Here is a 13,106-nt window from a genome sequence, read left to right on the forward strand (position 1 = left end):
GTGCGCCCCGGCAGATCGATACACCCGGCGCCTGCCCGCTCCATCCTCCCGGCGCAAGCCTGTGACAAGGAAAGACCGAATGCAAGACGCTGCCGTCACGAAGGACGCGACTGTTTCCGCGCTTCCTTTCCCGATCCCCGCGAACGTGCATGCCGAGCGCGTGGTGTCGGTGACGCACTATACCGACCGGCTGTTCTCCTTCCGCATCACCCGGCCGCAGAGTCTGCGTTTCCGCTCGGGCGAGTTCGTCATGATCGGCCTGCCCAATGCCGAGAAGCCGATCTACCGCGCCTATTCGGTCGCGAGCCCTGCCTGGGACGACGAGCTCGAATTCTATTCGATCAAGGTGCAGGACGGCCCGCTGACGCAGCATCTGCAGAAGATCCAGCCGGGCGATATCGTTCTGCTTCGGCCGAAGCCGACCGGCACGCTGGTGCTCGACGCGCTGACGCCTGCCAAGCGCGTGTTCATGATCGCCACCGGCACCGGCATTGCGCCCTTCGCCAGCCTGATCCGCGAGCCCGAGACCTATGAGAAGTTCGAACAGGTCATCCTCACCAACACCTGCCGCGACGCCGCCGACCTGCAATACGGCAACGAGCTCGCCGCGATGGCGAGTGAGGACCCGCTGATCGGCGAGATGGCAGGCGGCAAGCTCGTCTACTATGCGACCACCACGCGCGAGGAGACGCCCAACATGGGCCGCATCACCACGCTGATCGAGAACGGCAAGCTGTTCTCCGACCTCGGCATCCCGCCGCTCGACCCGGCCACCGATCGGGTGATGCTGTGCGGCTCGATGGCGATGATCAAGGACGTCGCGAGCCTGCTCGAAGCCCGCGGCTTCACCGAAGGTTCCAACTCGGCGCCGGCGGAGTTCGTGCTGGAAAGGGCATTCGTGGGGTGAGACGCCGGTTCGCCGGAGGCGAATTCATCGTGCCAATGGCACGATGAAAGGCGGCGAGCGGGTGGGAGCTGCCGGAGGCAGCGGGCTCCGCCTGAGGGCGGTGAAGCTCCACCATTGCAGGTCACCCCATCCACCCGGCTTCGCCGGGCACCGTCGGGGGAAGGGAGGGCGCCGACCGAAGACTGGCCGGCCTGCTAGCCCCCATCCGACCCCGCCAGCGTCCCGTACAGCTCTGGCCTGCGATCCCTGAACAGCCCCCACGCCGCGCGCTCGTTGCGCATGATCGCCCGGTCGAAACTCGCCGTCAGCACCGCCTCGCCCTCTCGTCCCGCGCTGGCCCGCAGTTCGCCCTGCGGCCCGGCAATGAAGGACGAGCCGTAATAAGTCTGGCTGCGGCCGTTGACGACTTCCGTCCCGGTCCGGTTGGCCGCCGCGACAGGCATCAGGTTTGCCCCCGCATGCCCGCGCATGGTGATGCGCCAGTGCTCCATGGAATCGAAATCGGGTCGTCCGGGCTCCGAGCCGATCGCGGTCGGATAGAGCAGGAATTCCGCTCCCAGCAGCGCCATCGAACGCGCCGTCTCCGGAAACCACTGGTCCCAGCAGATGCCGACGCCGATCGTGCCGAAGCGGGTCGGCCACACCTTGAAGCCGGTATCGCCCGGATTGAAGTAGAATTTCTCCGAATAGCCCGGCCCGTCCGGGATGTGCGTCTTCCGGTAGATGCCGAGCGCGGCGCCGTGGTCGTCCACCATCACGACGGTGTTGTAATAGGCCTGGTTCTTCCGCTCGAACAGCGAGACGGGAATGACCACGCCGAGCTCTGCCGCCAGCGCCTGCATCGCCGCCAGCGTCGGGTGGCCTTCGATCGGACGGGCGCGGTCGAAATGGGCCGGATTCTCCTCCTGGCAGAAATAGTGTCCCTCGAAGAGCTCTTGCACGACGACGATGTTGGCGCCTTCGGCCGCCGCTTGTCTGACCAGCCGCGAGGCGGTCGCGACGTTCTCCGCCACGTCGTCCGAACAGGCGAACTGCACGACGCCGAGCGTGACCTTGTTCACCTCCTGCATCACCGGTCCTCAAATCCCGTCAGCACCCCGACGGCGTTGTCGCCGATTTCCTCGACGGCATAGCCGCCTTCCATCACGATCAGCGTCGGCAGGCCGAGTTGCGCGATGCGGCGGCCGATCTTTGGATAGTCTTCCGTCTTCAGCCTGAACTTGGAGATCGGGTCCTTCTCGAACGTGTCGACGCCGAGCGAGACGACCAACACGTCGGGGGCATAGTCCGCTATCCTGCGGCAGCCGTCCTCGAGTGCGGCGCTCCACGCCTCCCAGCTTGTGCCCCAAGGCATCGGATAGTTGACATTGAAGCCTTCGCCCGGCCCTTCGCCGCGCTCGTCGGCATGGCCGAGGAAGAAGGGGTATTCGACCATCGGGTCGCCATGCAGGTTGACCACCAGCACGTCGCCGCGACGGTAGAAGATCTCCTGCGTCCCGTTGCCATGGTGGTAGTCGACGTCGAGGATGGAGACGCGTTTCGCGCCCTGGTCGATGACCCATTGCGCAGCGCTCGCGGCATTGTTGATGAAGCAGTAGCCGCCGGCGAAGGCGGCGCCCGCATGGTGTCCCGGCGGGCGGCAGAGCGCGAAGGCGGCGCGCTCGCCCGCCTGCACGAGACCGGCGGCGGTGATCGCCACGTCGTGCGACGACTTGATCGCATCCCAGGTGCCGGCGACGAAGGTGGCGCCGGCGTCGAAGGAATAATAGCCGAGCTGCGCGTCGATGCCTTTCGGCCGCACGTCGCCGCGCAGGCCGCGGGTCGGCCAGGTGAACGGCATCGCCGTGCCGTCGCGACCGGATTCCATCCAGAGCGGCCACACCGTCGGCAGGAAGTCGATGAAATCGGCGCGGTGCACGCGCTTGGCAATGGCGATGTCGTGCTCGTCAGGCGCAAGGATCGGCCCGAGCTTCACCGCCTCGACCCGTGACCTGACATACTCCGCCCGCGACGGCATCTCGAAGGCCGGCACGACCGCACCAGCGACCAGTTCGACATTGCCGGCATGGCCATGATGGCGGGGCGAGTAGATTGTCTTCATGCGTTGAATCCTGACGAGGCGAGGGGGCTTGGACGGCGACCAAAGGCTAGCGGCTTTGCTTCGCCGTCTGCAAGTCGGCTGTCTGGCCTACCGCGAAACTCCATCTGGACCAAAAATCGCCCGATGGCGCGATGCGCGGAAGCGGTGCTAGCCTGGTCGCAACGATAAAGGGGAACCTCATCTTGCAGGCAGACATGATCGTCACCAACGCGCGGATCCTCACCATGGACGAGGGCAATCCGGCGGCGGAGGCGATGGCGGTCGCGAACGGGCGCATCCTCGCGGTCGGCAGCCGCGCCGAGGCGGAGGCGCTTGCCGGTCCTGGCGCGAAGCGGATCGACACCGCGGGCAAGTCGGTGCTGCCAGGCTTCATCGAAAGCCATCTGCACATCCTGCTCGGCGCCGCCGAGCTTGGCCACCTGCAGCTCTTCGGCGTGAAGGGCTTCGACGAGCTGTCGCGAAAGGTGCGGGACTTCGCGGCTGCCAATCCCGACAGGCCGGTGCTGCAGGCGCAGGGTGCCGACTACACGATCCTGTCCGAGACCGAACCGGTAACGCGGCACCATCTCGACCGAATCCTGCCCGACCGCCCCTTCGCCATGTCCTCGCCCGACCACCACACGATGTGGGCGAACACCAGGGCGCTGGAGATGGCCGGCATACTGCACGGGAGAACGCTTGGCCCCGGCAACGAGATCGTCATGGGCGCCGACGGGCTGGCCGAGGGCGAGCTGCGCGAGAGCGAGGCGATGGGGCCGGTGATGGCGCTGGCCGGCGAGACGCGGCTGCGCCTCGGCATTTCGACCGGCGGCGAGCCCGAAACGCCGCCGACCGCCGCGGAGCGCGCCGCCGATCGCGCCGTGCTGCTGGAGGGCCTGAAGCACGCGGCGCGCCACGGCATCACCTCCTTCCACAACATGGACGGCAACGCCTACACACTGGAGCTTCTGTCGGAACTGCGCGACGAGGGCAGGCTGCTCTGCCGCGCCCGGGTGCCATTCCACTACAAGAACTTCATGCATCTCTCCGATCTCGACCGCGCCTCCGAGATGACCCGCCGCTTCGACGACGAGTGGCTGAAGTCGGGCTTCGTCAAGCTTTTCATGGACGGCGTGCTGGACTCGTGGACGGCCGTCATGGTCGAGCCCTATGCCGACCGCCCCAACTGGGTCGGCGAGCCGCTGTTTCCCGCCGACGAATTCGCCCGCATCGCCACCGAGATCGACCGCCGCGGCCTGCAGATCGCCGTGCATGCCATCGGCGACGGCGCGGTGCGCTCCGTGCTCGACGGCTACGAGGCGGCGCAGAAGGCCAACGGCAGGCGCGACAGCCGCCACCGCATCGAGCACATCGAGGTGACGACCGATGCCGACGTGCCGCGCTTCGCCGAACTCGGCGTGATCTGCTCGATGCAGCCGCCGCATCCGCCTGGCTCTCAAGGCTTGCCGCTGGAGCCGACCGTCTCGCGCATCGGCCGCGACCGCTGGCGGCTCGCCTATGCCTGGCGCACGCTGAAGGACACCGGCGCGCACGTTGTGTTCGCCTCCGACTGGCCGGTGTCGAACGTCGATCCGATCCTCGGCATCCAGTCGGCGATGCTTCGCAAGCCCTGGGCGGAGGGCCTGCCGGACCACAGCTACTCGCTGCACGAGGCGATCGCCGGCTACACGGTCGAGGGTGCCTACACGGAATTCGCGGAAGCCTCGAAGGGCAGGCTGAAGCCGGGCTATCTCGCCGACTTCGTCGTCCTGTCGCACGACGTGGAGGCGGTTGATCCCGAGGCGCTGCACGAGGTCCGTCCGGTGCTGACGGTTTGTGGCGGCACCGTCACCCACGAGGCATGAATGGGTTCCGGCACCGCCCCATCGCGGACGCATGCGCCCGAGTTTCAGGCAGTCTGCCGCGCCTTTGGTCAGAGGAACCGGCGGAGTGCACGGTGAGGCCGGCAAATGCACCCGGCACGCACCTTGCTTGGAGCACATTGAACGGAGATTCAAAGTCGCCATTGCCAAGGCCCATGCCTTGTGCTGACATCGAAGCCGCAACCGCCGCCAAGAGCGGAAGCAAAAACAGGGGATATCGTGCCGGCCAATCCGGATAGGAACGCAATCGACGTTCGCGCGGTTTCAAAAGTCTTCGGCTCAGGCGCCGATCGGGTGGCAGCGCTCGACAACGTCTCGGTCGTCATACGCGAGAACGAATTCTTCACCCTGCTCGGCCCCTCGGGCTGCGGCAAGACCACGCTTCTGAGACTGATCGCCGGCTTCGACTTCCCGACCGACGGACAGATTCTGCTCTACGGCGACGATATTGCGCCGCTGCCGCCCTACAAGCGGCCCGTCAACACCGTCTTCCAGTCCTACGCGCTGTTCCCGCACATGACGGTCGCCCAGAACATTGGGTTCGGGCTCGAAATGCTCGGCAAGCCGAAGGGCGAGGTCGCTGCCCGCGTCGACCAGATGCTGAAGCTGGTGCGCATGGAGGTGCTGAAGAACCGCAAGACCAGCCAGATCTCCGGCGGCCAGCAGCAGCGCGTGGCGCTCGCCCGGGCACTGGCGCCGCAGCCGAAAGTGCTCCTGCTCGACGAGCCGCTCTCCGCGCTGGACTACAAGCTGCGCAAGGAGATGCAGATCGAACTGAAGCGCCTCCAGCACGAGACCGGCATTACCTTCATCTTCGTCACCCACGACCAGGAGGAAGCGCTGACGATGTCCGATCGCATCGCGGTCATGTCGTCGGGCAAGATCCTGCAGGTGGGCACGCCGTGGGACATCTATGACAAGCCAGCGGAGCGCTTCGTCGCGGATTTTATCGGCGAGACCAATTTCGTCGTCGCGAAGATCGTCTCGGCATCCGGCGGCAAGGCAACCGTGACGCTGCCCTCCGGCAACACCATCCCAGCGACCTATGCAGAGGGGCTCGTTCCCTCCGGCGAGGCCACCATCGTCGTGCGGCCGGAGCATGCGCGCGTCGTCAAGGAGGGGGGACATCTGCCGGGCACGGTCGAGACCATCGTCTACTTCGGCACCGACACCAACATCCATGTCAGGCTGGAGAGTGGCGGCGTCTTCATCGCCCGGCAGCAGAATTCGCGCAGCGCCGCCTGCGGGTTCGAAACGGGCGAGCGCGTCGGCATCGCCATCGCCGACGACGCCGCCCAGGTGCTGAAGGATTGAGGCGATGACGACAGCCGCGGAGATCGCAGCCAGGGCCGAGAAGGACGATATCCGCAAGCGCTGGCTGCTCTCCACCCCGGCGCTCGTGATCATCTTCCTGGCCGGCATCGGCCCGCTTCTCGTGGTGCTGATCTATTCGTTCCTGACGCCCGGCCCCTATGGCGACGTCAGGTGGCAGTTCTCCACCGACGCATGGGTCGGCGTCTTCCTGCAGCGCGACATCTTCGACGACACGCTGGGCATCGCCGACGCGCATCTGTCGATCTTCCTGCGCTCGGTATGGCTGTCCTTCCTCACCACGATCCTGACGCTGATCGTCGGCTTTCCGACCGCCTATTTCATCGCCACGCGGTCCGAGAAGACCCAAGCGCTCTGGCTGTTCCTGATCACGATCCCCTTCTGGACCAACCTCCTCATCCGCACCTTCGCCGTGCAGGAGGTGATCCGCAACGAGGGCCTGCTCAACAGCCTTCTCGTCTGGTCGGGCATCGTCTCGGCCCCCGTGCAGATCCTCTATACCGACTGGGCGATCGCGCTGGGCATGATCTATGTCTACCTGCCCCTGATGGTCCTGCCGCTCTACGCTTCGATGGAGAAGCTGGACTTCCGTCTCGTCGAGGCCGGCTACGACCTATACGCCACACGGCTGCAGGTCCTGCGGCGCATCATCATTCCGTTGGTGAAGCCCGGCATCATCGCCGGCTCCATCCTGGTCTTCATCCCTTCGCTCGGCGCCTATGTCACGCCGCGGGTGCTCGGAGGCGGCAAGCAGATGATGCTCGGCAACCTGATCGAGCTGCAGTTCGGCGCCGGTCGCAACTGGCCGCTAGGCGCCGCCCTTGCGCTGACCTTGACCGTCCTCGTCACCGTCGCGCTGCTGTTCTACGTCCGCTACGCCGCGCAGGGAGACCGCCGGCATGGCTAGGTCGACCTTCGACATCAGGGCGCTGCCCGGCTTCGCCACCATTGCGATGATCTGCTTCGCCCTCCTCTACATCCCGATCCTCACCCTCGTCGTCTACGCCTTCAACGAAGGCAACTCGGTCGCGATCTGGCAGGGTTTCTCGCTGCGATGGTTTCGACAGGCCTGGAACAACCAACAGGTCATCGATGCCTCGATCCGCTCCATCCAGATCGCCTCCGTCGCCGCAGTTATCGCGACCGTGGCAGCCACGATGGCGGCGATTGCAACCACCCGGACGCGGCCGTATCGCGGCCTTACCTTCAAATACGCCTTCATCAACCAGCCGCTGATGATCCCGGAGATCGTCACCGCCGTGGCGTTGCTCATCGTGTTCGCCCGTATCAAGGTTGCTACCGGCTATTCCGGCCTCGGCTACCTCATCGCCGCGCACACCGCCTTCTGTATCCCCTTTGCCTACCTGCCGATCCGGGCGCGTCTGGAAAGCATGGACCTGACGCTGGAGACGGCCGCGGCCGACCTCTACGCCACGCCGTGGAAGGTCTTCACCCGGGTGACGCTGCCGCTGCTCTGGCCCGGCATCATCGCCGGCCTCATGCTCGCCTTCGTCATCTCGCTCGACGACGTCGTCATCACCGAATTTGTCAAATCAGGCGGCCAGGATACGCTGCCCACCTACATGCTTGGCCAGCTACGCCGCGTGGTGACGCCTGAGATGAACGCCATCTCGACCGTGTTTCTGGCGATCTCGATCCTCATCGTCACCGTCTTCTTCTTCATCAGCCGACGACGAACCTGACAATCCAGAAGGGAAAGGAAGCGAAATGAAACGTTCAACCATGATCGCGGCGCTGGGAGCCGCGCTGCTTGCCTCGACAGGCCTTGCCCGCGCCGAAGGCGAGCTCAACATCTTCAACTGGGGCAACTACACCTCACCCGAGCTGATCAAGAAGTTCTCCGACGAATACAAGATCAAGGTCACCGTCACCGACTACGATTCCAACGACACCGCGCTCGGCAAGATCCGTCAGGGTGGCCACGGCTTCGACATCGTCGTGCCGTCCGCCTCCTACGTCCAGATCTGGGTCGAGGAAGGCCTGCTGCTTGAAAGCAACCCGAACCAGATGGAGAACTTCAAGAACGTCGATCCGCGCTGGGTCGATGTCGACTTCGATCCGGGCCGCAAATACACGGTTCCGTGGCAGTGGGGCTCCACCGGCGTGTCGGTCGACACCGCGGTCTACAAGGGCGACATCAACACTTCCGCCATCTTCCTCGACCCGCCGGCCGAGCTCGCAGGCAAGATCAACGTCGTGCCGGAGATGGCCGACGTCATGCATCTTGCCATCACCTACATGGGCGGCGAGCCCTGCACAGGCGACAAGGAGATCCTCAAGAAGGTCCGCGACAAGCTGGTCGAAGCCAAGACCAAGTGGATCTCGATGAACTACGGCAACATCGAAGCCATGGCGAAGGGCGACTATGCCGCCACGGTGAACTGGAACGGCGCCTCGCTGCGCATGCGCGACGCCAAGGCCTCGATCCACTACGGCTATCCGAAGGAAGGCTATCCGCTGTGGATGGACAACGCCGCCATCCTCAAGGACGCCAAGAACGTCGAGAATGCCAAGCTGTTCCTGAACTACGTGATGGCGCCCGAGAATGCAGCGCTGATCTCCAATTTCGCCAAATATGCCAACGGCATCAAAGGTTCGGAGAAGTTCATGCCGCCGGAGATGGCGACCGCGCCGGAGATTGTCACCCCGGCCGAATTTGCCGACAAGGGCAAGTTCATGCTCCGCTGCGCGCCCGAGGTGCAAGAGATCTATACGAAGATCTGGACCGAAGTTCAGAAATGACGGGTGCTCTTCTCCCCGCTTGCGGGGAGAAGATGCCGGCAGGCAGATGAGGGGCGGCGCGGACAGGCCGCACGGGCGTCCCCCTCACCCCGCCTCCGCTTCGCTCGGCGGACCTCTCCCCGAGGGGAGAGGAGATCGCGGACGTCGACGCCGACTCCTTCTCCCCGGCGGGGAGAAAGTGGCAACCAGGTGGCCGGATGAAGAGGCGCCGGCAGCGATTGTCGGCATGGATGGGAAGTTCGATTGACGTCCTACCGCAACTCCGATCCGCGACCGCCGATCATGCAGGGCTCGCCGCCCCCGATGATACCGCCGCGCATCGACTGGGACCGGCCGCCGTGGAACCGTTGGTCGTTCCAGCACATCCGCGAGATTCTCCCGACGGTCGAGGTCTGGAAGGGATCGGGTCACGCCTCGCGGTTGCCGCGGGCGGAGCGAGACCTCGACATGCTGGCGGTGCGCTCGGTCCCGGGTGCGTCCTCGACGCTCGCCGGCCTCCTCGACGAGACCTTCACCGACGGCTTCCTGGTGCTGAAGGACGGCGCGGTCGTCTATGAGCGCTACTTCAACGGCATGACGCCGCGCACGCTGCACCTCTCGCAGTCGATGGCGAAGTCTATCACCTCCTGCGTCGCCGGCATCCTCGTCGGCCGCGGCCTGCTCGACCCGTCGCGGAAGGTCACGGACTACCTGCCAGAACTCGCCGACACGGCCTGGAAGGGCGCCACGCTGCAGCAGGTGCTCGACATGACGAGCGGCGTGCACTTCAGCGAGGAATACACTGATCCCTATTCAGAGATCGGACAGATCGACGTCGCCTCCGGCTGGAAACCTGTCCCGCCGGGTGCCGATCCCGGCTTCAAATGGCCCGCGCATGTCTGGGAGCTGATCCTGACGCTGAAGGCGCTCGACCGGCCGCATGGCGAAGCCTTCGACTATCGCTCCATCGAGACCGACGTGCTCGCCTTCGCCATGGAGCGCGTGACCGGAAGGCGCCTGGCCCAGCTCGTTTCGGACGAGCTGTGGCAGAAGCTCGGCTGCGAGGAGAGCGCCTGCTTCACGGTAGATTCGGCGGGCTATGCGCTCGCTGACGGCGGCTTCAACGCCACGCTGCGCGACTACGGCCGCTTCGGTCAGATGGTGCTGGACAAGGGCGCGGGCATCGTGCCGGCCGAATGGATCGACGCGTCGCGAAGCGGCGTGCACGGCCCGCAGTTCAGCACCCACATGCCGCAGGCGTCCTACCGCAACCAGTTCTGGATCGAGGACCCGCGCACCCGCAATCTCCAGTGCCGCGGCGTCTTCGGCCAGCTTATCCACGTCAACTTCGACGCCCGGGTCGTCACGGTAAAGCTGTCGAGCTGGCCCGACTTCACCAGTCCGGAATTGTCCGCAGCGACGCTCTCCGCCGTTCACGCCATTGCCGAGGCCCTGTCATGACCGATCTCGAACTCTGCTACCTGCCAGCCACCGAGGCGCTCTCGCTCTTCAAAAGAAGAAGCTGTCGCCGGTCGAGTTGATGAAGGCGGTGATCGACCGCGCGGAGAAGACGAAGGATAAGATCAACGCCTTCACCTACACCCACTACGACGAGGCGCTGGCGCTGGCGAAGAAGGCCGAGGCGAAATACGCCAAAGGCAAGAAGACCGGCCCGCTTGAAGGTCTTCCCGTCGCAGTCAAGGACGAGAGCTACATCGCCGGCAAGCCGACCTCGAACGCCTCGCTGATCCTCAAGGATTTCGTGGCGGAAAAGACCTCGCCCAACAATGAGCGGATCATGGCGGCGGGCGGCATCGTGCACGCCCGCACCGCGACACCGGAGTTCTCCTGCGCCGGCTACACCTGGTCCAGGCTGTGGGGCGTCACCCGCAATCCGTGGAACACCAAGTTCACGCCGGGCGGCTCGTCCGGTGGCTCGGGCGCAGCGCTTGCCGCGGGCCTTGCGCCGATCGCCACCGGCTCCGACATCGGCGGCTCAATCCGCATCCCGGCCTCGGCCTGCGGCGTCGTCGGCTTCAAGCCGCCCTACGGCCGCAACCCGGACGATCCGCCGTTCAACCTGGATTTCTACTGCCACACCGGCCCGATGGCGCGGACGGTGGAGGACACGATCCTGCTCCAGAACGTGATGTGCGGGCCGGACCCGCGCGACATTGCGAGCCTGCGCCCGAAGCTGACGCTGCCGACGAAATACAAGCCGATCAAGAACTGGAAGATCGCCTTCTCGATGGATCTCGGCCTGTTCGAGGTCGACAGGGAGGTTCAGACGAACACCCGCGCGGCTCTGGACGTCTTCCGTTCGCTCGGGGCGACCGTCGAGGAGGTCGATCTCGGTTGGCCGAAGAACGCGCTCGAGATGGGCATGGCCTATCTCAACCACCTGTTCGGCGCCTCGCTCGCCAGGTTGCTGGAGGAGCATGCGGACGAACTGTGCACCTATACCCGTAAGTTCGCCGAGGACGGCCAGGCATCGAAGGCGACGGAGTTCGTCGCCACGCTGGACACCGCCGCGCAGATGTACTCGACGCTCGGACCGTTGCTGGAGGACTACGACGTCTTTGTCTGCCCCACCAATGCGCTTGCCGCCGTGCCCGCCGACCACGACCAGTCGAAGGACGAGGTGAAGATCAACGGCAAGGCGGTGAACTCGTCGCTCGGCTGGGTGATGACGACGCCGTTCAACATGCTCTCCCGCTGCCCGGTGATTTCCGTGCCGACGGGACATGCGAAGAACCACGTTCCGACGGGCATGCAGATCGTCGGCCGCACCTATTGCGACGAGGACGTGATCCGCGCCGCGATGGCGTATGAAAAGGCGGTTGGCGGATGGTATGGAGCGCCGGCGGACCGGCCGAAGATCTGAGGCCGGGCAATCGCTGCGTTGCAGCCCTGCACCGTTCGCCGACAAATGTAGTGACGCCACGCTGCACTTGATTGCGGCAGGTTCAGACTCGTGCTTAGGATTTGTCCAAACGATAAAAAATCGTGAGGCGGGACAATCTCGTCCCTTGGGCAGCCAGAGGTGGTGGACATGAACAAACCCAACAATCTTATCGTGACGCGTCGCGCCCTGATGCAGGCGCTCGGAGCCGGTGCCGCGCTCGCCGCGATGCCGAGCCTTGCCGGCCGCGCATTTGCGCAGGAAAAGCTCAAGGTGGCGGCCGTCTATACCGTTCCGTTCGAGCAGCAGTGGGTATCGCGCATCCACCAGGCGGCGCTGAAGGCCAAGGACCGCGGCGACATCGACTATGTCGCGACCGAGAACGTCTCCAACACCGACTATGAGCGCGTGATGCGCGAATATGCCGAGGCGGGCAACAAGCTGATCCTCGGCGAGGTGTTCGGCGTGGAGGAGGCCGCCCGCACCGTCGCCGCCGACTATCCCGACACCGCCTTCCTGATGGGCTCGTCCTTCAAGCCGGACGACGCAGTGCCGAACTTCGCGCCCTTCGACAACTACATCCAGGATGCGTCCTACCTCACCGGCATCATCGCTGGCGCGATGACCAAGTCGAAGAACATCGGCATGGTCGGCGGCTTCCCGATCCCCGAGGTCAACCGCCTGATGCATGCCTTCATGGCGGGCGTGAAGGAGACGGCGCCCGACGCGAAGTTCCAGGTCGCCTTCATCGGCTCCTGGTTCGACCCGCCCAAGGCCAAGGAAACCGCCTTCGCCCAGATCGATGCCGGCGCCGACGTGATGTATGCCGAGCGCTTCGGCGTCTCGGACGCTGCCAAGGAAAAGGGCGTGCTGGCGATCGGCAACGTCATCGACACGCAGAAGGACTATCCGGAGACCGTCGTCGCCTCCGCGCTCTGGCACTTCGAACCGACGCTCGACAAGGCGATCGCCGAGGTCAAGGCCGGCACCTTCAAGGCAGCCGACTACGGCGTCTATTCCTTCATGAAGGAAGGCGGCTGCTCGATCGCCCCGCTCGGCACCTTCGAGGGCAAGGTGCCCGCCGACGTCATGGCCAAGGTCGCCGAGAAGGAGAAGGCGATCAAGGACGGGTCCTTCACCGTCGCGATCAACGACGAGGAGCCGAAGTCGAGCTGAGCCTGACGCCGCCGCCCCTTCTCCCCTTGTGGGAGAAGGTGGATCGGCCGTAGGCCGAGACGGATGAGGGGTGTCGGAAGAAAC

The 13,106-nt window shown here is 65.1% G+C and carries 11 protein-coding genes; 9 read left to right on the plus strand and 2 right to left on the minus strand.

The features are described from left to right. Positions 1–79 precede the first annotated feature (79 nt). Complete coding sequence (locus LRS09_RS16450; protein ID WP_257807892.1) at positions 80–907, plus strand: ferredoxin--NADP reductase; 828 nt, start codon at positions 80–82, stop codon at positions 905–907. Between the two features lie 194 nt (positions 908–1,101). Here the strand turns inward: LRS09_RS16450 and aguB are convergent, their stop codons facing one another. Next, positions 1,102–1,977 (minus strand): N-carbamoylputrescine amidase, encoded by an 876-nt coding sequence (aguB, locus tag LRS09_RS16455; protein ID WP_257807893.1) that lies wholly within the window; start codon positions 1,975–1,977, stop codon positions 1,102–1,104. Beyond that, positions 1,977–3,008 (minus strand): histone deacetylase family protein, encoded by a 1,032-nt coding sequence (locus LRS09_RS16460; RefSeq protein ID WP_257807894.1) that lies wholly within the window; start codon positions 3,006–3,008, stop codon positions 1,977–1,979. The genes aguB and LRS09_RS16460 overlap by 1 nt, the downstream gene beginning before the upstream one ends. Positions 3,009–3,139: 131 nt before the next feature. Here LRS09_RS16460 and LRS09_RS16465 point away from each other — a divergent pair, with 131 nt between their 5' ends. The 8 genes from LRS09_RS16465 (at position 3,140) to LRS09_RS16500 (ending at position 13,022) form a co-directional block, all read left to right on the plus strand. After that, a complete protein-coding gene (locus tag LRS09_RS16465; RefSeq protein ID WP_257807895.1) occupies positions 3,140–4,852 on the plus strand; it encodes an amidohydrolase in 1,713 nt (570 codons plus the stop codon). A gap of 237 nt (positions 4,853–5,089) precedes the next feature. After that, positions 5,090–6,184: an ABC transporter ATP-binding protein gene (locus LRS09_RS16470; RefSeq protein ID WP_308240311.1), complete on the plus strand. Its 1,095-nt coding sequence runs from the start codon at positions 5,090–5,092 to the stop codon at positions 6,182–6,184. 4 nt (positions 6,185–6,188) lie between these two features. Beyond that, positions 6,189–7,109 (plus strand): ABC transporter permease, encoded by a 921-nt coding sequence (locus LRS09_RS16475; RefSeq protein ID WP_257807898.1) that lies wholly within the window; start codon positions 6,189–6,191, stop codon positions 7,107–7,109. Beyond that, a complete protein-coding gene (locus LRS09_RS16480; protein ID WP_257807899.1) occupies positions 7,102–7,905 on the plus strand; it encodes an ABC transporter permease in 804 nt (267 codons plus the stop codon). Before LRS09_RS16475 ends, LRS09_RS16480 begins: the two co-directional genes overlap by 8 nt. Before the next feature lie 25 nt (positions 7,906–7,930). Beyond that, entirely contained in the window at positions 7,931–8,965 is a 1,035-nt protein-coding gene (locus LRS09_RS16485) for an extracellular solute-binding protein (protein ID WP_257807900.1), read from the plus strand. 243 nt (positions 8,966–9,208) lie between these two features. Further along, positions 9,209–10,405 (plus strand): serine hydrolase, encoded by a 1,197-nt coding sequence (locus LRS09_RS16490; protein WP_257807901.1) that lies wholly within the window; start codon positions 9,209–9,211, stop codon positions 10,403–10,405. Positions 10,406–10,484: 79 nt separating this feature from the next. Continuing rightward, positions 10,485–11,828 (plus strand): amidase, encoded by a 1,344-nt coding sequence (locus tag LRS09_RS16495; protein ID WP_257807902.1) that lies wholly within the window; start codon positions 10,485–10,487, stop codon positions 11,826–11,828. Between the two features lie 168 nt (positions 11,829–11,996). Then, the gene (locus LRS09_RS16500; protein WP_257807903.1) at positions 11,997–13,022 is read left to right on the plus strand and encodes a BMP family protein; all 1,026 of its coding nucleotides are present in this window, start codon (positions 11,997–11,999) and stop codon (positions 13,020–13,022) included. Positions 13,023–13,106 lie beyond the last annotated feature (84 nt).

This window comes from Mesorhizobium sp. J428, from assembly GCF_024699925.1.
GTDB lineage: Bacteria > Pseudomonadota > Alphaproteobacteria > Rhizobiales > Rhizobiaceae > Mesorhizobium_A.

Excerpts from the sequence above, each read along its gene's own strand:
- LRS09_RS16450 (WP_257807892.1), top strand. The coding sequence starts at position 80 with ATGCAAGACGCTGCCGTCACGAAGGACGCGACTGTTTCCGCGCTTCCT.
- aguB (WP_257807893.1), bottom strand. The coding sequence starts at position 1,977 with ATGCAGGAGGTGAACAAGGTCACGCTCGGCGTCGTGCAGTTCGCCTGT.
- LRS09_RS16460 (WP_257807894.1), bottom strand. The coding sequence starts at position 3,008 with ATGAAGACAATCTACTCGCCCCGCCATCATGGCCATGCCGGCAATGTC.
- LRS09_RS16465 (WP_257807895.1), top strand. The coding sequence starts at position 3,140 with ATGCGCGGAAGCGGTGCTAGCCTGGTCGCAACGATAAAGGGGAACCTC.
- LRS09_RS16475 (WP_257807898.1), top strand. The coding sequence starts at position 6,189 with ATGACGACAGCCGCGGAGATCGCAGCCAGGGCCGAGAAGGACGATATC.
- LRS09_RS16480 (WP_257807899.1), top strand. The coding sequence starts at position 7,102 with ATGGCTAGGTCGACCTTCGACATCAGGGCGCTGCCCGGCTTCGCCACC.
- LRS09_RS16485 (WP_257807900.1), top strand. The coding sequence starts at position 7,931 with ATGAAACGTTCAACCATGATCGCGGCGCTGGGAGCCGCGCTGCTTGCC.
- LRS09_RS16495 (WP_257807902.1), top strand. The coding sequence starts at position 10,485 with ATGAAGGCGGTGATCGACCGCGCGGAGAAGACGAAGGATAAGATCAAC.
- LRS09_RS16500 (WP_257807903.1), top strand. The coding sequence starts at position 11,997 with ATGAACAAACCCAACAATCTTATCGTGACGCGTCGCGCCCTGATGCAG.